This is a genomic window from Burkholderia sp. EMB26 (assembly GCF_024730645.1).
Taxonomy (GTDB): Bacteria; Pseudomonadota; Gammaproteobacteria; order Burkholderiales; family Burkholderiaceae; genus Burkholderia; species Burkholderia cenocepacia.
Window position 1 is genome coordinate 1,093,033 of sequence record NZ_CP078070.1, and the last position, 24,095, is coordinate 1,117,127.

Below are 24,095 nucleotides of genomic sequence, written 5' to 3' on the forward strand. Positions count from 1 at the left end.
GCAGGGCTCCTTCTGGGTCAGGCCGCAGCCTTGACCGGGCCCGACGCGGCATCCTTGCCGGCTGCGAGCCCGAAATCTTCGGGGAAATGGTCGAGCGCGGACAGCACCGGGTACGGCGTCATGCCACCCATCGCGCACAGCGAACCGGCGAGCATCGTGTCGCACAGGTCGCGCAACAGCGTGACCTGCCGCTCCGACGTGTCGCCGTCGCGAATCCGCGCGATCGTCTCGACGCCGCGCGTCGAACCGATCCGGCACGGCGTGCACTTGCCGCACGATTCGATCGCGCAGAACTTCATCGCGTATTCGGCCAGCTCGGCGAGATTCGACGTGTCGTCGTGCAGCACGATGCCGCCGTGGCCGACGACCGCGCCGATCGCCGTGTACGCCTCGTAGTCGAGCGGCACGTCCCACTGATGGTCGGGCAGGTAGGTGCCGAGCGGGCCGCCGACCTGCGCGGCGCGAGCCGGCCGGCCGCTGGCCGTGCCGCCGCCGAAGTCGAACAGCAGCTCGCGCAGCGTGACGCCGAACGCAAGCTCGACGAGGCCGCCGTGACGGATGTTGCCTGCCAGCTGGAACGGCAGCGTGCCGCGCGAGCGGCCCATCCCGTAATCGCGATAGAACGCGGCGCCGCGCGCGAAGATCACCGGCGCCGTCGCGAGCGTGATCACGTTGTTGATGACGGTCGGCTGGCCGAACAGGCCCGCGAGCGCGGGCAGCGGCGGCTTCGCGCGCACGACGCCGCGCTTGCCCTCCAGCGATTCGAGCAGCGCCGTTTCCTCGCCGCACACGTACGAGCCCGCGCCTTTCGCGACCTGCAGCTCGAACGCATGCGCGGAGCCGAGCACGTGCTCGCCGAGCCAGCCGGCTTCACGCGCGCGGACGATCGCGGCTTCAAGCGTGGCGATCGCGTGCGGGTATTCGCTGCGCACGTAGATGTAGCCGACCGTCGCGCCGGTGGCGACGCCCGCGATGATCATTCCTTCGATCAGGCAGTACGGATCGCACTCCATCAGCAGGCGGTCGGAGAACGTGCCCGAATCGCCTTCGTCCGCGTTGCAGACGATGTATTTCTGCGCGGCGCGTGCTTGCCGCACGGTACGCCACTTGATGCCGGCCGGGAATGCCGCGCCGCCGCGGCCGCGCAGCCCCGATTCGATCAGCGTTTCGCAGGCGGCATCGCCGTCGAGCGCCAGTGCGTTCTTCAGGCCGGCGAGGCCGCCGTGTTGCAGATAGTCGTCGATCGACAGCGGATCGGTCAGGCCGATGCGCGCGAACGTGAGTCGCTGCTGACGGGCGAGGTAGGGCAGTGCGTCGACGAGGCCGACACTGCTCGGATGCGTGCCGCCGTCGAGCCAGTTGGCGTCGAACAGGGCGGGCACGTCGGCGGCCGACAGGTTCGCATAGCCGACGCGGCCCGCGGCCGTCCCGACCTCGACGAGCGGTTCGAGCCACAGCAGCCCGCGCGAACCGTTGCGAACCAGTTCGATCGCGACGCCGCGCCGTTCGGCTTCGGCCACGATCGCGGCGGCGAGCGCGTCGGCGCCGAGCGCGAGCGCGGACGAATCGCGCGGAACGTAGATGCGGGTCGTCATGCCAGCTCCTGCGTGTGGGCGACCGCGTCGGCCAGCAGCGCGTCGAACTTCTCCGGCGTGACCTTCGCGTGGAGCACGCCGTTGACCGTCATCGACGGCGATTGCGCACATAGCCCGAGGCAGTAGACCGATTCGAGCGCGACGTCGTCCGGCGCGTGGGGCGCGGCGGCATCGCCGTGCGCGGCGTCGAACCGGCAGCCCGTGCGGGCTTCCGCATGAGCGGCGAGCGTTTCGCAGCCCATGCTGCGGCACGCTTCGGCACGGCACATCTGGATCGTCACGCGCGCGGGCGGCGCGGTGCGGAAATGGTGGTAGTAGGTCAGCACGCCGTGCACTTCCGCGCGCGACAGGTTCAGCGCTTTGGCGAGCGGCGCGACGCAGCCCGGCGGCACGTAGCCCGCGTCGTCCTGGATCGCATGCAGGATCGCGACGAGCGACCGGCCGGCGCGCGCATGGCGCCCGACGAGCGCGTCGGGCGCAGGGGAATTCGGGGACATCGGTTATGCTCCTCCAAAGTCTCATATGCGCTCGAAATTCATATAGTGCGCATCGGGACTTCGTTCTGATTGATTTCGACCAACGATAAGCGGAAGATTTCGCGGTCGCAATAGGAAATCGGAGTGCATAATTGATTCGAATCGAATGCGACGCGTATCTGACCGTACGCGACACCGAAGGCCGTTCGGCCAGTCTGTCCGACGTCGCGCCGCTGCTGGAGCTCGTGGCCGATACGGGCAGCATTGCGCAGGCCGCGCAAGCGAAGGGACTGTCGTATCGGCACGCGTGGGGCATGCTGCGCGCGCTGGAGTCGTGCATCGGCGGGGAATTGATCGAAACCGCACGCGGCAAGGGTTCGACGCTGTCGGCGCTCGGGCAGGCGGTCGTCGATGCGCAGCGTCTGGCGCGCAGCCGCCTCGACGGGAACCTGCGTACGCTGGCGGCGGAGGTGGCCAGCGAGCTCAACCGGCGGCTCGCGCAGCGCGATGGCGCCGTGCGCATTCATGCGTCGCACGGTTACGCGGTCGCGGCGCTCGTCTCCGCGCTCGTCGATGCGCAGGCGGCCGTCGACATCAAGTATCGCGAGAGCGTCGAGGCCGTGCAGGCGCTCGTCCGCGGCGAATGCGATCTCGCCGGCTTTCATTTGCCGCGCGGCGCGTTTCGCGCGCAGTGCGCGCAAATCTACCGGCCCTGGCTCGACGACACGCGCCACGTGCTGATTCATCTGACGCGCCGCCAGCAGGGGCTGTTCGTCCCGCGCGGCAATCCGAAGCAGGTCCGCGGGCTGGCGGATCTGGCACGCAACGACATCCGCTTCGTCAATCGCCAGCCGGGGTCGGGCACGCGCATGCTGCTGGATCTCGCGTTGCGCGCGATCGGCATCGATCCGGAGCGCATCGACGGCTATGCGTCGGCCGAACTCACGCATTCGGCGATCGCGGCGTTCGTCGCGAGCGGCATGGCCGATCTCGGTTTCGGTGTCGAGCCGGCCGCCCGTCATTTCGGGCTCGACTTCATTCCGGTCGTCGACGAGGACTATTACTTCGCCTGCGAGCGCGCCCGGCTCGATGTGCGGCCGCTCGCCGACGTGCTGGCGCTGCTGCGCGACGCACGGTTCGTCGAACGGGTCGCGCATCTCGACGGCTACGATCCGGCCGCGTGCGGCGCGCTGGAGTGCATCGCGACCGGGCTGGCCGGCAGCGACGGCGCGAGCGCGTCTGACGGCAATTTCCGGTAACGAAGACGCGATCGAACCGCGCTGCAGCAGTGGGGGATTTGCGCTACGCTTGCCGCTTGATCAACGTTCCAACAAGCACGCCGTTCAGGCGTCATCCGCCATGAAATTTTCCGTTCCCCTTGCCGCGGCAGCGTTGACCGCGGGGCTGCTGGTCGTCGCTTCGCCGTTTGCGTTCGCGCAGAATTCCCCGGGTGTGCCGGGCGGGATCCTGAGCGAACAGTTTCGCCTGAACGAACATCCGCAGATGCCGTTCGCGGCGTCGGCGCCGTCGCAGAAATACCAGGGCAGCAAGAAGTCGGCATTGCGCCGCAAGGGGGACCTGGGCGATCCGAACGGCTGCAACCTGAAGTGCCCGATGGATAGCCGGTAACGCGCAGGCTGTGTGCTTGCGCCCGGGTGAGGCGCCTGTCCTCTGGACAGCAGCCGGATCAACTGACAACCGATTGCGCCCGATCCGCTTTGTTCGAGCCCCGCGAAGCCTGCCGCTTCGCGGGGCTCGTGCTTTGGGGCAGGCATTTCCTGCAATGCGGGGACGGATCAAGCGACCGTTCGCCCGCATTGCGATATCGACGGTGATTCAGGGTTAACCCGTAAATCAGGAAGGATGTCTTCCTGAAACCTGCCTTATTCTTAAGCATCCACCTACATAAACTTCGGTTTGTCGGCGCTGATCAACGTGTTCACCGCCGAATCAGACAAACCTGGAGGTAGGTCATCATGAAGTCGCTCGTTCAAGCTGTTGTCGTTGCTGCCGCTCTCGTTGCCCCGGTCGTGTCGTTCGCCCAGTCGGGTTCGACGATCACCCGTGCGCAGGTCCGTGCCGAACTGGTTCAGCTCCAGCAGGCCGGTTACAACTCCGCCCGTGGCGAAGATCCGCATTATCCGGAAGCGATCCAGGCCGCAACGGCGCGTATCGCGGAGCAGCAGCGCAGTGCACTGGTGCAAGCGCAAGGCGCCGACGTCAGCGGCTACGGTGCGCAGGCACAGGGCGCATCGGCATCGGGTTCGCGTGCGATGGGCGTGCGCCCGGCCAGCGCGGAAGAAATGAAGTCGCTGTATCGCGGCAGCTAAGTCGTACATCGCCCGGTGCGGGCAGGCGCGACGCCTGACCGCCGGGCCGGCCGCTGCCCCGCGCAAGCGATGATGGCGCGGGCGCGGCAGAACATCCGTCACCTCCTGCCGCCGGAACGCCGGCGGCATTCCGCCCGGCCCGCCCGTGGCTGGGCGCTTTTTCGGAAGGGGTCGGACGTGCGTTTCGTCGGCAACAAAAAACCCCGCAGACTTGCGTCTTGCGGGGTTCGTGCGACGAGCGCGGAATTTGGTGGAGGCGGCGGGAATCGAACCCGCGTCCAGAAGCGCTCCACGACTAGTTCTACATGTTTAGTCCAGTCTTTTGATTTAACCGCAGCGACGCGGACGAACACGCTGCACTACGGCGATTCGCTAGATTTTCGACCCTGGCGTCGCGACGCCGACAGGGCTTAACTGACGTAAATGACCTCTGTCGGTATTGCTACCGGTCTTGCGACACTAGCCCGTCAGTGAACTAGGCAGAGGACGGCGGCCCTTAGGCTGCCAGTGCGAACGTATCGTCGTTTGCAGTTACGATTTTCCCATTGATTAACGAGGTGACGGGTCCTCGACATGCCCTAGCCGCTTCACAACCCCTGTCGAAACCAGGTCGCCCCCGCGGATAAGATCAAACATTATAGCCCAACATCGCGCAGCAGGTCCCGCAGTTCCTGCGTCGTGTCGACGAGGTGCTGGGCCTGCCAGTCGGCCGGCGCGATACCGTCGCCGCAATAGCCGTATGCGGCCGCGACCGTGGCCATGCCGGCGGCGCTGCCGGCCTGAATGTCGCGCAGGTCGTCGCCGACGTAGACGATGCGCGCGGGCGCGAGCGTCAGCTGGCCGGCTGCATGCAGCAGCGGGGCCGGATGCGGCTTCGAGTGCGGCGTTGTGTCGCCCCCGACGACGCAGGCGGCCCGCGACGCGAGGCCGAGCAGCTCGACGAGCGGTGCCGTGAGCCGCATCGCCTTGTTCGTGACGATGCCCCAGCGCACGCCGCGCGCATCGAGTTCGTCGAGCACGTCGCCGATGCCCGGGAACAGCGTGGTATGCACGCACAGATCGGTCGCATAGTTGGCGAGGAACTCGTCGCGCATCGCGTCGTAGCCCGGCGTGTGCGGGTCGATGCCGAACGCGCCGCCGAGCAGCCCGCGCGCGCCGGCCGAGGCCAGCGGCCGCAACACGTCGAGCGACGTTTCGGGCAGGCAGCGTTCGCGCTGCATCTTGTTGACGGCTGCCGCGAGATCGGGCGCCGTGTCGGCGAGCGTGCCGTCCAGATCGAACAGGACCGCATCGCAGTGCAGCAGGCGCGGTTCGTCGGCGATCCGCGCGGTCGAAAGGGGAGTCGTCATGCCGGTCGGGGAGTCACGCGCCGCGGCGGCACGCGACGAGGTAGTTGATGTCGGTGTCGTTCGACAGCGCGAAGCGCTTGCCGATCGGGTGATACGTGATGCCCTTGATCTCGACGATGTGCAGATCCGTCGCACGCACGAAGCCGGCCAGCTCCGACGGGCGGATGAAGCGCGCGTAATCGTGCGTGCCCTTCGGCAGCATTTGCGCGATGTACTCGGCGCCGATCACGGCGAACAGATAGGACTTCAGGTTGCGGTTCAGCGTCGAGAAGAACACCCAGCCGCCCGGCTTCACGAGCGTCGCGCACGCAGCCACGACATCGCCCGGCGACGGCACGTGCTCGAGCATTTCCATGCAGGTGACGACGTCGTAGGTACCCGGTTCGCGCGCGGCGATCGCTTCGGCGGCGATCGCCTCGTAATCGACCGAAATGCCGCTTTCGAGGCTGTGCAGGTCGGCCACGCCGAGCGCTTCGGTCGACAGGTCGATGCCTTTCACCTGGGCGCCGAGCCCGGCCATCGATTCGGACAGGATGCCGCCGCCGCAGCCGATGTCGAGTGCGCGCTTTCCGGCCAGATGCGCATGCGCGTCGATCCAGCCGAGCCGGACCGGGTTCAGGTCGTGCAGCGGTTTGAATTCGGCATTCGGATCCCACCAACGGTGGGCGAGGTCGCTGAATTTCTGGAGTTCGTGCGGATCGGCGTTGGTCATGTCGGCAAACGGGCTACGAGAGGAGGGCGGTGCTTCGGTGCGTCAGCCCCGAGTATATAAGCGGGCGGACCACGAGGCCAGCGAGCGCCTGGACGGGCGTCAATGAAAAAGCCCCGCCGGAGCGGGGCTTTGAAGCAGTCGAAAACCGCGGCTTAGTTTGCCGGAACGGTCGTCTTCTGCACTTGCTGCGTACCAACCACTTCGACTTCCACGCGGCGGTCCGGTGCGAGGCAGGCGATGAGTTGCTTGCGGTTCTTCTGGTTGCAGCCAGTCGTAACCGGGTTGCGCTTGCCCTTGCCTTCCGTGTAGATCTTGTTGGCCGGCACACCCTTGCTGACCAGGTACGACTTCACGGCTTGCGCACGGCGCAGCGACAGACGGTCGTTGTACTTGTCCGAACCGATGCGGTCCGTGTAGCCCGTTGCGACGACCACTTCCGTGTTCATGCCTTCGATCTTCGAAGCCAGTTCGTCCAGCTTTTGCTTGCCCAGCGGCTTGAGCGTTGCCTTGTCGAAGTCGAACAGTGCGTCAGCTTGATACGTGATCTTCTGGCTCGTGATGGCCGGAGCGACCGGAGCGACCGGCGGCTGCGGTGCCTGGGCGACCAGTGCGCCATCGCACTTCGCGTTGGCGGTGGCCGGCGTCCAGAACGCATCGCGCCAGCAGAGCTCGTTCGTGCCGTTCATCCACACCCATTCGCCCGTGCCGTTCACCCAGTTGTCATTGACGGCTTGACGCGACGCCGGCACCGACTGTGCCGAAGCGGATGCAGCCATAACTGCGGTAGCTGCAATGAACGCGAGCTTTGAAAGTTTATTCATATTTCTCCTCTCGAAATTGAGATTACCGCAGGTTTACTGCGAGCCTGTTGACGGTGACAAGTCATACATTGCTCGAAGTATAACATTGGTGCGGCACAAAAAACGCGGCACCGCTCTGTGTAGACTTCGAGCAGCGTCTAACTTTCAGTGCGTTGGCATTTTGCCATATCGTTCCCTTCCTACGAAAAAAAATCCTCCCCACCCCAAGATCGCTTCAACTTTGTGGTGCATGCGCAACACCGACCTGCCGTAACTTTTAGAGATTGTCAAGAGCGGGGCGGCGAAATTGCGCGAATGCGTACAGTTGTTTACTCGTGTGCGTGAAACACGGTGATGCGATCGCCTGCGACGTCGAGTCGCACGCGCGTGGGTGCGATGCGATTGCGGCCGATTCGTCGCGGCCGCGATTTTTGCTATTTATATATAGAGGGGAAGGCGAATTGGCGGCTGATGGGCGCATGTTAGAATCTCGCGTTGCGTTGCGCATGCAGCGCCCACGCGAAAGGCGTTCGCCGTCTTCGCTCCGAAACGATACGGATACATGGATCAATTCGCCAAAGAGACCCTGCCCACCTCCCTAGAGGAGGAAATGCGCCGTTCGTATCTCGATTACGCGATGAGCGTGATCGTCGGACGTGCCCTCCCTGATGTCCGCGATGGCCTGAAGCCCGTGCACCGGCGCGTGTTGTTCGCGATGCACGAACTGAACAACGACTGGAACCGTGCGTACAAGAAGTCGGCGCGTATCGTCGGTGACGTGATCGGTAAATACCACCCTCACGGCGATACCGCGGTCTACGACACGATCGTGCGGATGGCGCAGGATTTCTCGCTGCGCTACATGCTGATCGACGGGCAGGGCAACTTCGGCTCGATCGACGGCGACAATGCCGCGGCGATGCGTTACACCGAAATTCGCATGGCGAAGATCGGTCACGAGCTGCTCGCCGACATCGACAAGGAAACGGTCGATTTCGAGCCGAACTACGACGGCAACGAAATGCAGCCGTCGGTCCTGCCGTCGCGCATCCCGAACCTGCTGATCAACGGCTCGTCGGGCATCGCGGTCGGCATGGCGACCAACATCCCGCCGCACAACCTGAACGAAGTCGTCGACGCGTGCCAGCACCTGCTGGGCAACCCGGAAGCGACGATCGACGAGCTGATCGAGATCATCCCGGCGCCGGACTTCCCGACGGCCGGCATCATCTACGGCGTCGCCGGCGTGCGCGACGGCTACCGCACCGGGCGCGGCCGCGTCGTGATGCGCGCGGCCACGCACTTCGAGGAGATCGACCGCGGCCAGCGGATGGCGATCATCGTCGACGAGCTGCCGTACCAGGTGAACAAGCGCTCGCTGCTCGAGCGGATCGCCGAGCTCGTCAACGAGAAGAAGCTCGAAGGCATTTCCGACATCCGCGACGAGTCCGACAAGAGCGGCATGCGTGTCGTGATCGAGCTCAAGCGCGGCGAAGTGCCTGAAGTGGTGCTGAACAACCTGTACAAGGCGACGCAGCTGCAGGACACGTTCGGCATGAACATGGTCGCGCTGGTCGACGGCCAGCCGAAGCTGCTGAACCTGAAGGAAATCCTGCAGTGCTTCCTGTCGCACCGACGCGAAGTGCTGACGCGCCGCACGATCTACGAACTGCGCAAGGCCCGCGAACGCGGCCACGTGCTCGAAGGTCTCGCGGTCGCGCTCGCGAACATCGACGAGTTCATCGCGATCATCAAGGCCGCGCCGACGCCGCCGATCGCGAAGCAGGAACTGATGGCCAAGCCGTGGGATTCGTCGCTCGTGCGCGAGATGCTGACGCGCGCCGAGAGCGAGAACGCGGCGGCCGGCGGCCGTTCCGCGTACCGTCCGGAAGGCCTGAACCCGGCGTTCGGGATGCAGGCCGACGGGCTGTACCGCCTGTCCGACACGCAGGCGCAGGAAATCCTGCAGATGCGCCTGCAGCGCCTGACCGGCCTCGAGCAGGACAAGATCATCGGCGAGTACCGCGACGTGATGGCGCAGATCGCCGACCTGCTGGACATCCTCGCGCGCCCCGAGCGGATCACGACGATGATCGGCGAGGAGCTGACCGCGGTGAAGGCCGAATTCGGCGACGCGCGCCGCTCGAGGATCGAGCTGAACGCGACCGAGCTGAACACCGAGGATCTGATCACGCCGCAGGACATGGTCGTCACGATGTCGCATGCGGGCTACGTGAAGTCGCAGCCGCTGTCCGAGTACCGCGCGCAGAAGCGCGGCGGTCGCGGCAAGCAGGCGACGCAGATGAAGGAAGACGACTGGATCGAGACGCTGTTCATCGCGAACACGCACGACTACATCCTGTGCTTCTCGAACCGCGGCCGCGTGTACTGGGTCAAGGTCTATGAGGTGCCGCAAGGCTCGCGCAACTCGCGCGGCCGTCCGATCGTCAACATGTTCCCGCTGCAGGAAGGCGAGAAGATCAACGTCGTGCTGCCGGTCAAGGAATTCTCGGCCGACAAGTTCATCTTCATGGCGACGTCGCTCGGCACCGTGAAGAAGACGCCGCTCGAAGCGTTCAGCCGCCCGATGAAGAAGGGCATCATCGCGGTCGGCCTCGACGAGGGCGACTACCTGATCGGCGCGTCGATCACCGACGGTGCGCACGACGTGATGCTGTTCTCGGACTCCGGCAAGGCCGTGCGTTTCGACGAGAACGACGTGCGCCCGATGGGGCGCGAGGCGCGCGGCGTGCGCGGCATGCAGCTCGAGGACGGGCAGCAGGTCATCGCGCTGCTGGTCGCGGGCAGCGAGGAGCAGACCGTGCTCACCGCTACCGAAAACGGCTACGGCAAACGCACGCCGATCACCGAGTACACGCGCCATGGCCGCGGCACGAAGGGTATGATCGCGATCCAGACGTCCGAGCGCAACGGCAAGGTCGTGGCTGCCACGCTCGTCGACGCCGAGGATCAGATCATGCTGATCACGACGGCCGGCGTGTTGATTCGCACCCGCGTATCCGAGATTCGCGAGATGGGGCGCGCCACGCAAGGTGTTACACTCATCAGTCTCGATGAGGGTACCAAGCTCTCTGGCCTGCAGCAGATCGCCGAGGCCGAAGAGGGAGAGGGCGAGGCCGACGAGGCGTCGGACGGCGAAGCCTGAAGAACGGATGAGACTCTGGCCGCCGCGGGCGAAAAGCGCCGCGGCCGGCGAGCAACCATTCATATTTCCAAAAGGGAGTGATGATGCAAAAGCAATTCAAGCAACTGGTCCTGCTGGCTGCACTGGTGCCGACGTTCGCGATGGCGCAGGCGCTGTCGAATTCCGCACCGGCTGCACCGGCGGCAGCTGCGCCGATCGACGCCGACAAGAAGGCGGCGATCAAGGATCTGCTCGACGCGATCGACGCGCCGAAGCTCGTGTCGGCAATCGGCAACAGCGCCGAAATGCAGGCCAAGCAACTCGTGCCGGCCATCCTGTCGGACGCGCTGTCGGAAAACAAGACGCTGAACGACAAGCAGAAGCAGGCTGCCGTTCCGACGCTGCAGAAGAACGCGGTGCCGAAGCTGGTCGACGGCGCAGGCAAGGTGTTCGGTACGCAACAGTTCCAGAGCGACGCGATGTCGGCTCAGTACGACGCATACGCGAAGTACTACAGCACGTCGGAGATCAAGGATCTGACGACGTTCTACAAGAGCCCGACGGGCCGCAAGTTCATCCAGGTTCAGGATCAGGTCGGTCGCGACGTGGTCAACGGCCTGATGCAGAAGTACATGCCGCAAGCGATCCAGGCAACGCGTACGCAGGCTGACAAGGAAGTCGCAGCAGTCAAGCCGGGCAAGTAAGCTGTCCGGGCGCGCCCCCGGCCGTTCGGCCGGGTTTGGCGGGAGCCTGACGACAGTGCGATAATGGCCGTTTGCGCGCGAGCGCAAGCGGCCATTTCTTTTCTGGCGCGTTTTGCCGGCGGCAAGCCGGTCGCGTCCCTCCCGAGGTTTTCACGATGCGCGTCTTTAATTTCTCCGCCGGCCCTGCGGCGATGCCCGAGGAAGTGCTGCGGCAGGCCGCCGACGAAATGCTCGACTGGCATGGCAGCGGCATGAGCGTGATGGAGATGAGCCATCGCGGCAAGGAATTCATGTCGATCCACGAGGCCGCGCTGACCGACCTGCGCGACCTGCTCGGCGTGCCGGCGAGCCACCGGATCCTGTTCCTGCAAGGCGGAGGCATCGCGGAAAACGCGATCGTGCCGATGAACCTGCTCGGCGCGCGCAACACGGCCGACTTCGTCGTGACGGGTTCGTGGTCGCAGAAATCGTTCGGCGAGGCGAAGAAGTTCTGCACGCCGCATCTGGCCGCGAGCGGCAAGACGGAGGCCGGCTTCACGCGTGCGCCCGCGCGCGCCGAATGGCAGCTGTCGGACGATCCGGCCTACGTGCACCTGTGCACCAACGAGACGATCGACGGCGTCGAGACGTTCGAGATCCCGGATCTCGGCGACGTGCCGCTGGTCGCCGATGTCTCGTCGCACATCCTGTCGCGCCCGATGGATGTCGCGAAGTACGGCGTGCTGTTCGGCGGCGCGCAGAAGAACATCGGGATGGCCGGCGTGACGGTCGTGATCGTGCGCGAGGATCTGCTCGATCGCGCGCTGTCGATCTGCCCGTCCGCATTCGAATGGAAGACCATCGCCGCGAACAACTCGCTGTACAACACGCCGCCCACCTACGCGATCTACATCGCGGGCCTCGTGTTCCAGTGGCTGAAGCGGCAGGGCGGCCTTGAGGCGATCGAGGCCCGCAACATCGAAAAATCGAAGCTGCTCTACGACACGATCGACGCGAGCAGCTTCTATCTGAACAAGGTCGAGCCGGCAGCACGTTCGCGGATGAACGTGCCGTTTTTCCTGGCCGACGAAACGCGCAACGAAGACTTCCTTGCCGGCGCAAAGGCGCGCGGGCTGCTGCAGCTGAAGGGCCACAAGTCCGTCGGCGGCATGCGGGCGTCGATCTACAACGCGGTGCCGCTCGAGGGCGTGAAGGCGCTCGTCGAGTACATGAAGGACTTCGAGCAGCGCGGCGCCTGACGGCGGCGCTGTTCAAACAGCACGGCAAAACGCATGGACGACGAACTGAATTCCCGCCTGAAACCGCTGCGCGACCGCATCGACGCGATCGACGCGCAGCTGATCGCGCTCCTGAACCAGCGCGCCGCGGTGGCGCTCGAGGTGGGCGAGGTCAAGAAGCATTTCAACGCGCCGGTGTTCCGGCCGGAGCGCGAGCTGCAGGTGATCGCGCGGCTGCAGGACATGAGCGCCGGGCCGCTCGCGAGCGAGCACATCAGCGCCATCTGGCGCGAGATCATGGCGGCGAGCCGCGCGCTCGAGCAGACGATCCACGTCGCGTTCCTCGGGCCGGTCGGCACGTATAGCGAACAGGCGATGTTCGAGTATTTCGGCCAGTCGATCGAAGGGCTGCCCTGCCCATCGATCGACGAGGTGTTCCGCTCGGTCGAGGCCGGTGCGTCGGCATTCGGCATCGCGCCGGTCGAGAATTCGACCGAAGGCGCCGTATCGCGCACGCTCGACCTGCTGCTGCAGACTCAACTGCTGATCAGCGGCGAGCTCGCGCTGCCCATCCATCACAACCTGCTCACGCAGAGCGGCACGCTCGACGGGGTGAAGCGTGTCTGCGCGCATGCGCAGGCGCTTGCGCAATGCCAGCAGTGGCTCGCGGCGAATGCGCCGCAGCTCGAGCGGCAGGCCGTGGCGAGCAACGCGGAGGCCGCGCGCCTCGCGGCGGCCGATCCGACCGTCGCCGCGATCGCAGGCGACCGCGCAGCCGCGCATTACGGCCTGCAGATCGCGTTCTCGCTGATCCAGGACGATCCGCACAACCGCACGCGCTTCGTGATCATCGGCAAGCAGCCGGCCGGCCAGAGCGGTCACGACCAGACGTCGCTGATCGTGTCGGTGAAGAACGAGCCGGGCGCCGTGTTCAAGCTGCTCGAGCCGCTCGCGCGGCATGGCGTGTCGATGACCCGCTTCGAGTCGCGTCCGGCGCGCGTCGGCACGTGGGAGTACTACTTCTACATCGACATCGAAGGGCACCGCGACGATGCGGCGGTGGCGGCCGCGCTGGCGGAACTCGGCCAGAAGGCCGCGTTCCTGAAGGTACTCGGTTCGTATCCGCGCGCACGCTGATGCGCGGCGGCCCGTCGCCTGCTCGCGCAGGCGTGGTGGCCGGGCGGGCAGGGCAGGCCGGTCGGCGCTGCCGAAGGCGGGTTCGGGCGGTATCCGGTGCAGGCTGCGCCGGGTGCTGGCCCGGTGCCCGGAATCTGGAATTCCGCGTGCGGGCGTCGTTTCGTGCGCGTAACTTGGCTCTTGTCGTGTCAGGCTTTGCATTCAACAAACTGGTCATCTTCGGCGTCGGCCTGATCGGCGGATCGCTGGCCCGCGCGCTGCGCGAGCGCGCGCCGGGCGGCGCGGGCGAGATCGTCGGCGTGGGCCGCTCGCGCGCATCGGTCGAGCGCGCGCTGTCGCTCGGCGTGATCGATCGCGCGGCGGCACTCGACGACGACGCGCAGTTGCGCGACGCGCTCGCCGGCGCCGATCTCGTCTTGCTGGCCGCGCCCGTCGCGCAGACGGGCCCGTTGCTCGCGCGCATCGCGCCGTGGCTCGACGGCGCGACGATCGTCACCGATGCCGGCAGCACCAAGTCCGATGTCGTCGCGGCCGCGCGGGACGCGCTCGGCGCGCGGATCGCGCAGTTCGTGCCCGGTCACCCGATCGCGGGGCGCGAATCGAGCGGGGTCGAGGCTGCGTTGCCGGACCTCTACGTCGGTCGCAACGTCGTGCTGTGTCCGCTGCCGGAGAACGCGCCCGAAGCGGTGGCCCGGATCGACGCGATGTGGCGCGCGACCGGCGCCGACGTGCGCACGATGAGCACCGAGCAGCACGATCGCGTATTCGCGTCGATCAGCCATCTGCCGCACGTGTTGTCGTTCGCGCTCGTCGAGCAGATTCTCGGCGAGGCCGACGCGGAACTGAAATTCTCGTACGCGGCCGGTGGTTTCCGCGATTTCACGCGCATCGCGGCGTCGAGCCCGGAAATGTGGCGCGACGTGTGCGTCGCGAACCGCGCGGCGCTGCTCGACGAACTCGACGGCTACACGCGCGTGCTCACGCGGTTGCGCGCGGCGATCGACGCCGGCGACGGCGCGGCGCTCGAAGCCGTCTTCACGCGCTCGCGCGCCGCACGCAAGGCATGGCAGGAACGCGGCGGCGCGCCCGCTGCCGAACCGGTCAAGAAATAACAGGACGATTCCCATGGACTACCTCGATCTCGGCCCGTACTCCAGCGCATCGGGCACCGTGCGCCTGCCCGGCTCGAAAAGCATTTCGAACCGCGTGCTGCTGCTCGCGGCGCTCGCCGAAGGCGAAACGACGATCACCAACCTGCTCGACTCCGACGACACGCGCGTGATGCTCGACGCGCTCGGCAAGCTCGGCGTGAAGCTCGCGCGCGACGGCGACACCTGTGTCGTCACCGGCACGCGCGGCGCGTTCACCGCGAAGACGGCCGACCTGTTCCTCGGCAACGCGGGCACGGCCGTGCGGCCGCTGACCGCCGCACTCGCGGTGAACGGCGGCGACTACCGCGTGCACGGCGTGCCACGCATGCACGAGCGGCCGATCGGCGATCTCGTCGACGGCCTGCGCCAGATCGGCGCGCAGATCGATTACGAGCTGAACGAAGGCTACCCGCCGCTGCGGATCAAGCCGGCGACGATTTCGGTCGATGCGCCGATCCGCGTGCGCGGCGACGTGTCGAGCCAGTTCCTCACCGCGCTCCTGATGACGCTGCCGCTCGTGAAGGCGAAGGACGGCCGGACCGTCGTCGAAGTCGATGGCGAACTGATCTCGAAGCCGTACATCGATATCACGATCCGGCTGATGGCGCGCTTCGGCGTGACCGTCGAACGCGACGGCTGGCAGCGCTTCGTGGTGCCGACCGGTGTCCGCTACCGCTCGCCGGGGCGGATCATGGTCGAGGGCGACGCGTCGTCCGCATCGTACTTCCTCGCGGCCGGCGCGCTCGGCGGCGGCCCGCTGCGGGTCGAGGGCGTGGGGCGCGCGAGCATCCAGGGCGACGTCGGCTTCGCGAATGCGCTGATGCAGATGGGCGCGAACGTGACGATGGGCGACGACTGGATCGACGTGCGCGGCATCGGCCACGATCACGGCAAGCTCGAGCCGATCGACATGGACTTCAACCTGATTCCCGACGCCGCGATGACCATCGCGGTCGCGGCGCTGTTCGCGAACGGCACGAGCACGCTGCGCAACATCGCGAGCTGGCGCGTGAAGGAGACGGACCGCATCGCCGCGATGGCGACCGAGCTGCGCAAGGTCGGCGCGATCGTCGAGGAAGGCCCCGACTATCTCGTCGTCACGCCGCCGGCCAAGCTCACGCCGAACGCGGCGATCGATACGTACGACGATCACCGGATGGCGATGTGCTTCTCGCTCGTCAGCCTGGGCGGCGTGCCCGTGCGGATCAACGATCCGAAGTGCGTCGGCAAGACGTTCCCCGACTATTTCGACCGCTTCGCCGCGCTCGCCAAAGCCTGACCCGACTGTTCCGATGAAATCGACCCGACCCTTTCACCCGACTCCCGTCATCACGATCGACGGCCCGACCGCTTCTGGCAAGGGCACCGTCGCGGCGCTCGTCGCCGCGCACCTTGGCTTCCACCTGCTCGACAGCGGCGCGCTGTACCGGCTCGCGGCGCTCGCGAGCGTGCGCTACGGCATCGCGGCGGAGGACATCGACGCGCTCGTGAAGCTGATCGACGATCTGCACATCACGTTCCGTGAGGGGTGCGCGCAACTCGACGGCGTCGACGTGTCGAACGACATTCGCGCCGAAGCGGTCGGCAACCGCGCGTCGGCCATTGCCGTGCACGGCCCCGTGCGCGCCGCGCTCGTCGCGCGCCAGCGCGCGTTCCGCAAGACGCCGGGCCTCGTGGCGGACGGGCGCGACATGGGCACCGTGATCTTCCCGGACGCCGTGCTGAAGGTGTTCCTGACGGCCAGCGCCGAGGCGCGCGCGACCAGGCGGCATAAGCAATTGATGCAAAAAGGTTTTTCTGCTAATATGGATGACTTGCTCCGGGATCTTCGTGAACGTGACGCGCGCGACAGCAATCGCGCGGCCGCGCCGCTGAAGCCTGCGGCAGATGCCAAGCTGCTCGATACGTCGGCACTTTCGGTCGATGAAGCCGTCGATCAGGTGCTGCAATGGTACCGGGCGCTCGGCCAGCCCGCCTGAGTAGGCGGGCAGCGGTAGGTGCTCCGCGTCGCAAGCGCGGAGCGTGTTTCGAACCCTTAACCCCGTGTGGTCCTCGATCTGGCCCTTTCAGCCTGCCATTCCGGCCGGCGTGGCACAGCGAGCCATGCACAATCAGATTTTTATGTCCGACCTGCAAACCTCCAACCCGAATACCGAATCCTTTGCGGCTCTGTTCGAAGAGTCGCTGACCCGCCAAGACATGCGCGCCGGCGAAGTGATTTCCGCCGAAGTCGTGCGCGTCGACCACAACTTCGTGGTCGTCAATGCAGGCCTGAAGTCCGAGGCTTACATTCCGATCGAGGAATTCCTGAACGATCAGGGCGAGGTTGAGGTGCAGTCGGGCGATTTCGTGTCCGTCGCGATCGACGCACTCGAAAACGGCTACGGCGACACGATCCTGTCGCGCGACAAGGCGAAGCGCCTTGCATCGTGGCTGTCGCTGGAAAAGGCGCTCGACAACAACGAGCTCGTCACCGGCACGATCACCGGCAAGGTGAAGGGCGGCATGACCGTGATGGTCAACGGCATCCGCGCGTTCCTGCCGGGTTCGCTGGTCGACACGCGTCCGGTCAAGGACACGACCCCGTACGAAGGCAAGACGCTCGAGTTCCGCGTGATCAAGCTCGATCGCAAGCGTAACAACGTCGTGCTGTCGCGTCGTGCAGTGATCGAAGCAACCCAGGGCGAAGAGCGCGCGAAGCTGCTCGAGACGCTGAAGGAAGGCGCGATCGTCAACGGCGTGGTCAAGAACATCACCGACTACGGCGCATTCGTCGACCTCGGCGGCATCGACGGCCTGCTGCACATCACCGACATCGCATGGCGTCGTGTGCGTCACCCGAGCGAAGTCCTGTCGGTTGGCCAGGAAGTCACCGCGAAGATCCTCAAGTTCGACCAAGAGAAGAACCGCGTCTCGCTGGGCATCAAGCAACTGGGCGACGATCCGTGGGAAGGCATCTCGCGCCGTTACCCGTCGGGCACGCGCCTGTTCGGCAAGGTCACGAACATCACCGACTACGGCGCATTCGTCGAAGTGGAATCGGGCATCGAAGGCCTCGTCCACGTGTCGGAAATGGACTGGACCAACAAGAACGTTGCGCCGTCGAAGGTTGTCCAGCTGGGCGACGAAGTCGAAGTCATGGTCCTCGAGATCGACGAAGACCGTCGTCGTATCAGCCTCGGCATGAAGCAGTGCAAGCCGAATCCGTGGGATGACTTCAGCCGCAACTTCAAGAAGGGCGACAAGATCACGGGCGCAATCAAGTCGATCACCGACTTCGGCGTGTTCATCGGTCTGCCGGGCGGCATCGACGGCCTGGTCCACCTGTCGGACCTGTCGTGGAGCGAAGCCGGCGAAGAAGCCGTTCGCAAGTACAAGAAGGGCGACGAAGTCGAAGCAATCGTGCTCGGTATCGACGTCGAGAAGGAGCGCATTTCGCTCGGCATCAAGCAGCTCGAAGGCGACCCGTTCAGCAACTACGTTGCAATGAACGACAAGGGCTCGATCGTCGACGGCGTCGTGAAGACGGTCGATGCGAAGGGTGCGGTCGTCACGCTGACGGGCGACGTCGAAGGCTACCTGCGTGCGTCGGAAATCTCGCAGGATCGCGTCGAAGACGCACGCAACGTGCTGAAGGAAGGCGACAAGGTCAACGCGATGGTGATCAACATCGATCGCAAGTCGCGCGGCATCAACCTGTCGATCAAGGCGAAGGATTCGGCTGAACAACAGGAAGCGATCCGCGGCCTGCAGTCGGACTCCAGCGCTGCTGCGACCGGTACGACCAACCTCGGCGCGCTGCTGAAGGCGAAGCTCGACGGCCAGAACCAGTAAGCCTTACGAGGTCTGCTGAAGTATGACCAAATCCGAGTTGGTCGCGCAGCTGGCATCGCGATTTCCGCAACTTGTCCTCAAGGATGCGGATTTCGCGGTGAAAACGATGCTCGATGCGATGTCCGACGCCCTGGCGAAAGGGCATCGCATTGAAATTCGGGGTTTCGGCAGCTTTGGCCTCAATCGTCGCCCGGCGCGCGTCGGACGCAACCCGAAGTCGGGGGAGAAAGTGCAGGTGCCCGAGAAGTTCGTGCCGCACTTCAAGCCTGGCAAGGAATTGCGTGAACGCGTCGACGGCCGCGCCGGTGAACCGCTGAAGGCTGACGATCCGGACGACGAGCGTTGAGCGTCGTTCGGTTTGCCCGGAACCTGTCCGGCGAAGGCTGAAAAGAAAAGCGCCCCTTGCGGGCGCTTTTTTCATTTCCGGCAACCTGACGCGCAACGTGGCGCACAGGATCTGCGCAGCCGCGGAAACGCTTCCTTTACAATACGGGTCGATTCGGTGCGACGAAGGGGAGTCGCGCGCCGCGGCAAACCTCAACAAAGAGAGGGCTTCATGAAGTTTATCGTCTGGCTGATCCGGGTATTGGTGTTCGTCCTGCTGCTGGTGCTTGCGCTGGCCAATACACAAACCGCGACGCTGAATTTCGTTGCCGGCTACGCATGGCAAGCGCCGCTGATCCTGATCGGCCTGGCATTCTTCGCCGTGGGGCTGCTGGCCGGCCTGCTGTCCGCGCTGCCTTCGATCTTCCGGCTGCGCATCGAGAACGGGCGTTTGAAGCGCGATCTGCGTGCGGCGCGCGAAACGCCTGCCGTCATCGATCAGCCGCCGATGCCGCCCGTCATTTAACACGGACGCCGCGCGATCATCGCGCGGTTTTCGTCTCTGCTTCGATATTTCGCATGGATCTGGATTTCTGGTGGTTGCTCGCGATTCCGGTCGCGTTCGCGCTCGGGTGGGCGGCGTCACGCTATGACCTGAAGAATCTCCTGTCGGAGAGTGCCAACCTGCCGCGCTCGTATTTTCGCGGCCTGAATTTTCTGTTGAACGAACAACCCGACAAGGCGATCGATGCGTTCATCGAGGTGGCCAAGCTCGATCCCGAAACGGTCGAGTTGCACTTCGCGCTCGGCAACCTGTTTCGCCGTCGCGGCGAGACCGATCGCGCGATCCGCGTGCACCAGAACCTGCTGAGCCGCACCGATCTGCCGGTCAACGAGCGCGACCACGCGCTGTACGAGCTCGGCCAGGATTTCCTGAAAGCCGGCCTGCTCGATCGCGCCGAAGAGGCGTTCCACAAGCTCGCCGACGGCGACTACGCGCTTGGCGCACAGCGGGCGCTGCTGACGATCTACGAGATCGAGAAGGACTGGAACAAGTCGATCGATACCGCGAGGCGCATCGAATCGATGAGCGACAAGCCGCTCGGCACCGAAATTGCGCAGTTCCACTGCGAACTCGCGCAGGACGCGCTGCAGCGCAAGAACGCCGCCGCGGCGGCCGAACAGTTGCGCCTCGCGCTGACGGTGAATCCGCAGAACGTCCGGGCGACGGTCCTGTCCGGCGACGCGGCCGAGGCGGCGGGCGATCACGCGGCCGCAATCGAGCACTGGAAGCGCGTCGAAGCGCAGAATCCGGCGTATCTGCCGCTCGTCGCGGACAAGCTGATGAAGGCGTACGTCGCGCTTGGCAAGAACGTCGAGGGCGCGGAATTGCTGATGGGGTACGTCGATCGATATCCGTCGAACGACCTGCTCGATATCGCCTATCAGCATATCGCCGGATTGCGCGGCCAGGATGCGGCCCACACGCTCGCGCGCACGCAGATGGAAAAGTCGCCGAACCTGTCGGGGATGCTGCATCTGCTCGATGCGCAGATCGCGGCGGCCGACGAACCGCGTCGTAAGGAACTTGAAATGATGCGTGCGCTGATCAAGCAGCGCACGAAAAATCTGCCACGGTATACGTGCCAGAATTGCGGTTTCCGGGCACGGCTCTTCTACTGGCAGTGCCCCGGATGCAGCGGCTGGGAAACCTATGCGCCGCGCCGCGTCGAACCTGCGATGCCGGGCTGATCCCGGCACGCGGAGCCAACGCGCTGCGGTTGCCGCCGGGCTCGTCCCGGCGGCCAAGTTAGTCCATTACCGGGAAGTACCGGAACATCTATGAAAATCACCATCATCGGCACCGGCTATGTCGGTCTCGTCACGGGCGCCTGCCTCGCGGAGATCGGTCACGACGTCTTCTGTCTCGACGTCGATCCGCGCAAGATCGACATCCTGAACAACGGCGGGATGCCGATTCACGAACCGGGGCTGCTGGACATCATCGCGCGCAACCGCACGGCGGGGCGCCTGCGCTTCTCGACCGACATCGAGGCGAGCGTCGCGCATGGCGAGATCCAGTTCATCGCGGTCGGCACGCCGCCCGACGAGGACGGCTCGGCCGACCTGCAATACGTGCTCGAGGCCGCGCGCAACATCGGCCGCCACATGACGGGCTTCAAGGTGATCGTCGACAAGTCGACGGTGCCGGTCGGCACCGCGCAGCGCGTGCGCGGCGTGGTCGACGAAGCGCTTGCGGCACGCGGGCTCGCGGGCAGCGTCGCGCACCGCTTCTCGGTCGTGTCGAACCCGGAGTTCCTGAAGGAAGGCGCCGCGGTCGAGGACTTCATGCGCCCCGACCGGATCATCATCGGCGTCGACGACGACGAAACCGGCACGATCGCGCGCGAGAAGATGAAGAAGCTCTACGCGCCGTTCAACCGCAACCACGAGCGCACGATCTACATGGACGTGCGTTCGGCGGAATTCGCGAAGTATGCGGCGAACGCGATGCTCGCGACGCGCATCTCGTTCATGAACGAAATGTCGAATCTCGCCGACAAGGTCGGCGCCGACATCGAGGCCGTGCGCCGCGGGATCGGCTCCGATCCGCGCATCGGCTATCACTTCCTGTATGCCGGCGTCGGCTACGGCGGCTCGTGCTTCCCGAAGGACGTGCAGGCGCTGATCCGCACCGCAGGCGAGAACGGCCAGCCGCTGCGTATCCTGGAGGCCGTCGAGGCCGCCAACCATGCGCAGAAGGACGTGCTGATCGGCAAGATCGAGCAGCGCTTCGGCGCCGACCTGACGGGCCGCGAATTCGCGGTCTGGGGCCTCGCGTTCAAGCCGAACACCGACGACATGCGCGAAGCGCCGAGCCGTCGCCTGATCGCCGCGCTGCTCGAACGCGGCGCGACCGTGCGCGCCTACGATCCGGTCGCAGTCGACGAAGCGCGCCGCGTGTTCGCGCTGGATTTCGGCGACGATGCGGACGCACTGGCGCGGCTGCATCTCGTCGATACGCAGGACGTCGCGGTCACCGGTGCGGATGCACTCGTGATCGTGACCGAATGGAAGGAATTCCGCAGCCCAGATTTCACGCGCCTGAAGGCGGAGCTGAAGGCACCGGTGATCTTCGACGGGCGCAACCTGTACGAGCCGGATGCGATGGCCGAGCTGGGCATCGACTACTACGCGATCGGCCGGCCGTATGTCGATCCCCAGTTGTCCTCCCGTGGCTGAACCTACGATGAATACTCTTCGCGAAGTCGTTCCGGTGCCGCGCGAGCAACTCGCGCGCTCGCGTGTGCTCGTCGTCGGCGACGTGATGCTCGACCGTTACTGGTTCGGCAACGTCGACCGCATTTCGCCTGAGGCGCCGGTGCCGGTCGTGCACGTGCAGCGTCAGGAGGAGCGGCTCGGCGGTGCGGCCAACGTCGCGCGCAATGCCGTGACGCTCGGCGGCCAGGCCGGGCTGCTGTGCGTCGTCGGTTGCGACGAACCCGGCGAGCGGATCGTCGAGTTGCTCGGCAGCAGCGGCGTGACGCCGCATCTCGAGCGCGATCCGGCGCTGCCGACCACGATCAAGCTGCGCGTGCTCGCGCGCCAACAGCAACTGCTGCGCGTCGACTTCGAGGCGATGCCGACGCATGAGGTATTGCTTGCGGGGCTCGCGCGCTTCGATGTGCTGCTGCCGCAGCACGACGTCGTGCTCATGTCGGATTACGCCAAAGGCGGCCTCACGCACGTCACGACGATGATCGAGAAGGCGCGTGCGGCGGGCAAGGCGGTGCTGGTCGACCCGAAGGGCGACGACTGGGCACGCTATCGCGGCGCATCGCTGATCACGCCGAATCGCGCGGAACTGCGCGAGGTGGTCGGGCAGTGGAAATCGGAAGACGACCTGCGCGCGCGCGTCGCGAATCTGCGTGCGGAGCTCGACATCGACGCACTGTTGCTCACCCGTTCGGAAGAGGGCATGACGCTCTTTTCCGCCGGCGGCGAACTGCATGCGCCGGCGCTCGCGCGCGAAGTGTTCGACGTGTCGGGCGCGGGCGACACCGTGATCGCGACGGTCGCGACGATGCTCGGCGCCGGGGTGCCGCTCGTCGACGCGGTGGTGCTTGCGAATCGCGCGGCAGGCATCGTGGTCGGCAAGCTCGGCACGGCCACGGTGGATTACGACGAACTGTTTCACTGAGCGCATTCGGCGGCGCGACGAGCGCGTCGCCCGAGCGGGCTCGCACTTTTCAGGCAGGACGATCATGACCCTCATCGTCACCGGCGCAGCCGGTTTTATCGGCGCGAACATCGTCAAGGCGCTCAACGAGCGCGGCGAGACGCGCATCATCGCGGTCGACAACCTGACCCGCGCAGACAAGTTTCGCAATCTCGTCGATTGCGAGATCGACGACTATCTCGACAAGACCGAATTCGTCGAGCGCTTTGCGCGCGGCGATTTCGGCAAGGTACGCGCGGTATTTCATGAAGGCGCCTGTTCGGACACGATGGAAACCGACGGCCGCTACATGATGGACAACAACTTCCGCTACAGCCGCGCGGTGCTCGATACCTGCCTCGCGCAGGGCACGCAGTTCCTGTATGCATCGTCGGCCGCGATCTACGGCGGCTCGACGCGTTTCGTCGAGGAGCGCGACGTCGAGGCGCCGCTGAACGTGTACGGCTATTCGAAGTTCCTGTTCGACCAGGTGATCCGTCGCGTGCTGCCGAGCGCGAAGAGCCAGATCGCGGGCTTCCGCTATTTCAACGTGTACGGCCCGCGCGAGACGCACAAGGGCCGCATGGCGTCGGTCGCGTTCCACAACTTCAACCAGTTCCGCGCGGAAGGCAAGGTGAAGCTGTTCGGCGAATACAACGGTTATGCGCCGGGCGAGCAGACGCGCGATTTCGTGTCGGTCGAGGACGTGACCAAGGTGAATCTGTTCTTCTTCGACCATCCGGAGAAGTCGGGCATCTTCAATCTCGGCACGGGCCGGGCGCAGCCGTTCAACGATATCGCTTCGACGGTCGTGAACACGTTGCGCGCGCTCGACAACCAGCCGCCGCTGACGCTCGCGCAGCAGGTCGAGCAAGGGTTGATCGAGTACGTGCCGTTCCCCGATGCGCTGCGCGGCAAGTACCAGTGCTTCACGCAGGCCGACCAGACGAAACTGCGCGCGGCTGGCTACGACGCACCGTTCCTGACCGTGCAGGAAGGCGTCGATCGTTACGTGCGTTGGCTATCCGGCCAGGTTTAAACCGGCGCGTTGCATCGATAGACTGGGTCTCACGGTCGGCAGCCGCCGGCCGTTTTCTTCGGA

22 protein-coding genes and 1 other RNA gene are annotated in these 24,095 nt (G+C 65.5%); 17 read left to right on the top strand and 6 right to left on the bottom strand.

Features of this window, described 5'->3' with window-relative positions:
• Positions 1-17 precede the first annotated feature (17 nt).
• Entirely contained in the window at positions 18-1,595 is a 1,578-nt protein-coding gene (locus KU887_RS05165; protein WP_006486862.1) for an NADH-quinone oxidoreductase subunit NuoF, read from the bottom strand.
• Positions 1,592-2,092: an NAD(P)H-dependent oxidoreductase subunit E gene (locus tag KU887_RS05170; RefSeq protein ID WP_034200858.1), complete on the bottom strand. Its 501-nt coding sequence runs from the start codon at positions 2,090-2,092 to the stop codon at positions 1,592-1,594. Before KU887_RS05170 ends, KU887_RS05165 begins: the two co-directional genes overlap by 4 nt.
• A 131-nt stretch (positions 2,093-2,223) precedes the next feature.
• Here KU887_RS05170 and KU887_RS05175 point away from each other — a divergent pair, with 131 nt between their 5' ends.
• The 3 genes from KU887_RS05175 (at position 2,224) to KU887_RS05185 (ending at position 4,401) form a co-directional block, all read left to right on the top strand.
• Complete coding sequence (locus KU887_RS05175) at positions 2,224-3,330, top strand: substrate-binding domain-containing protein (RefSeq protein WP_196433031.1); 1,107 nt, start codon at positions 2,224-2,226, stop codon at positions 3,328-3,330.
• A 100-nt stretch (positions 3,331-3,430) separates the two neighbouring features.
• On the top strand, positions 3,431-3,700 hold the full coding sequence (locus KU887_RS05180) for a hypothetical protein (RefSeq protein WP_006486884.1): 270 nt from the start codon (positions 3,431-3,433) through the stop codon (positions 3,698-3,700).
• Between the two features lie 347 nt (positions 3,701-4,047).
• Positions 4,048-4,401: a DUF4148 domain-containing protein gene (locus tag KU887_RS05185; protein WP_059721541.1), complete on the top strand. Its 354-nt coding sequence runs from the start codon at positions 4,048-4,050 to the stop codon at positions 4,399-4,401.
• 248 nt (positions 4,402-4,649) lie between these two features.
• Here KU887_RS05185 and ssrA read toward each other — a convergent pair.
• The 4 genes from ssrA to ompA all read right to left on the bottom strand — a co-directional run bounded on the left by ssrA (position 4,650) and on the right by ompA (position 7,283).
• Positions 4,650-5,019, bottom strand: a transfer-messenger RNA (tmRNA) gene (ssrA, locus tag KU887_RS05190).
• A gap of 17 nt (positions 5,020-5,036) precedes the next feature.
• Positions 5,037-5,750 (bottom strand): phosphoglycolate phosphatase, encoded by a 714-nt coding sequence (gene gph, locus KU887_RS05195; RefSeq protein ID WP_124550251.1) that lies wholly within the window; start codon positions 5,748-5,750, stop codon positions 5,037-5,039.
• 13 nt (positions 5,751-5,763) lie between these two features.
• On the bottom strand, positions 5,764-6,462 hold the full coding sequence (gene ubiG / locus KU887_RS05200; protein ID WP_006486844.1) for a bifunctional 2-polyprenyl-6-hydroxyphenol methylase/3-demethylubiquinol 3-O-methyltransferase UbiG: 699 nt from the start codon (positions 6,460-6,462) through the stop codon (positions 5,764-5,766).
• 152 nt (positions 6,463-6,614) lie between these two features.
• Complete coding sequence (gene ompA / locus KU887_RS05205) at positions 6,615-7,283, bottom strand: outer membrane protein OmpA (protein ID WP_006476579.1); 669 nt, start codon at positions 7,281-7,283, stop codon at positions 6,615-6,617.
• Positions 7,284-7,824: 541 nt separating this feature from the next.
• Between ompA and gyrA the strand changes: the two genes are divergently transcribed.
• From gyrA to rfaD, 14 genes are all read left to right on the top strand, one after another.
• Positions 7,825-10,428: a DNA gyrase subunit A gene (gene gyrA, locus KU887_RS05210; protein WP_012492866.1), complete on the top strand. Its 2,604-nt coding sequence runs from the start codon at positions 7,825-7,827 to the stop codon at positions 10,426-10,428.
• Positions 10,429-10,511: 83 nt separating this feature from the next.
• Positions 10,512-11,111 carry a DUF2059 domain-containing protein gene (locus KU887_RS05215; RefSeq protein ID WP_006486966.1) on the top strand — a complete coding sequence of 200 codons (600 nt, stop codon included), beginning with the start codon at positions 10,512-10,514 and terminating at the stop codon, positions 11,109-11,111.
• Between the two features lie 155 nt (positions 11,112-11,266).
• Positions 11,267-12,349: a 3-phosphoserine/phosphohydroxythreonine transaminase gene (serC, locus tag KU887_RS05220; protein ID WP_258254976.1), complete on the top strand. Its 1,083-nt coding sequence runs from the start codon at positions 11,267-11,269 to the stop codon at positions 12,347-12,349.
• Between the two features lie 33 nt (positions 12,350-12,382).
• Positions 12,383-13,465, top strand: a complete 1,083-nt coding sequence (gene pheA / locus KU887_RS05225; RefSeq protein WP_027807564.1) for a prephenate dehydratase — start codon at positions 12,383-12,385, stop codon at positions 13,463-13,465.
• Between the two features lie 185 nt (positions 13,466-13,650).
• Positions 13,651-14,577, top strand: a complete 927-nt coding sequence (locus KU887_RS05230) for a prephenate dehydrogenase/arogenate dehydrogenase family protein (RefSeq protein ID WP_006496542.1) — start codon at positions 13,651-13,653, stop codon at positions 14,575-14,577.
• Positions 14,578-14,590: 13 nt separating this feature from the next.
• On the top strand, positions 14,591-15,895 hold the full coding sequence (gene aroA, locus KU887_RS05235; protein ID WP_006496541.1) for a 3-phosphoshikimate 1-carboxyvinyltransferase: 1,305 nt from the start codon (positions 14,591-14,593) through the stop codon (positions 15,893-15,895).
• A gap of 13 nt (positions 15,896-15,908) precedes the next feature.
• Positions 15,909-16,595 carry a (d)CMP kinase gene (gene cmk, locus KU887_RS05240; protein ID WP_258254980.1) on the top strand — a complete coding sequence of 229 codons (687 nt, stop codon included), beginning with the start codon at positions 15,909-15,911 and terminating at the stop codon, positions 16,593-16,595.
• A gap of 142 nt (positions 16,596-16,737) precedes the next feature.
• The gene (gene rpsA, locus KU887_RS05245) at positions 16,738-18,450 is read left to right on the top strand and encodes a 30S ribosomal protein S1 (RefSeq protein ID WP_012492864.1); all 1,713 of its coding nucleotides are present in this window, start codon (positions 16,738-16,740) and stop codon (positions 18,448-18,450) included.
• Positions 18,451-18,472: 22 nt separating this feature from the next.
• A complete protein-coding gene (locus tag KU887_RS05250; RefSeq protein ID WP_006486894.1) occupies positions 18,473-18,796 on the top strand; it encodes an integration host factor subunit beta in 324 nt (107 codons plus the stop codon).
• Between the two features lie 210 nt (positions 18,797-19,006).
• On the top strand, positions 19,007-19,300 hold the full coding sequence (locus KU887_RS05255) for a lipopolysaccharide assembly protein LapA domain-containing protein (RefSeq protein ID WP_006486935.1): 294 nt from the start codon (positions 19,007-19,009) through the stop codon (positions 19,298-19,300).
• 53 nt (positions 19,301-19,353) lie between these two features.
• Complete coding sequence (gene lapB, locus KU887_RS05260; protein ID WP_006496539.1) at positions 19,354-20,526, top strand: lipopolysaccharide assembly protein LapB; 1,173 nt, start codon at positions 19,354-19,356, stop codon at positions 20,524-20,526.
• A 90-nt stretch (positions 20,527-20,616) separates the two neighbouring features.
• On the top strand, positions 20,617-22,017 hold the full coding sequence (locus KU887_RS05265; protein WP_034200853.1) for a UDP-glucose/GDP-mannose dehydrogenase family protein: 1,401 nt from the start codon (positions 20,617-20,619) through the stop codon (positions 22,015-22,017).
• A gap of 7 nt (positions 22,018-22,024) precedes the next feature.
• Positions 22,025-22,975 (top strand): D-glycero-beta-D-manno-heptose-7-phosphate kinase, encoded by a 951-nt coding sequence (gene rfaE1 / locus KU887_RS05270; RefSeq protein WP_006486931.1) that lies wholly within the window; start codon positions 22,025-22,027, stop codon positions 22,973-22,975.
• 64 nt (positions 22,976-23,039) lie between these two features.
• Positions 23,040-24,032: an ADP-glyceromanno-heptose 6-epimerase gene (rfaD, locus tag KU887_RS05275; RefSeq protein WP_006496538.1), complete on the top strand. Its 993-nt coding sequence runs from the start codon at positions 23,040-23,042 to the stop codon at positions 24,030-24,032.
• The last annotated feature ends 63 nt before the right edge of the window (positions 24,033-24,095 follow it).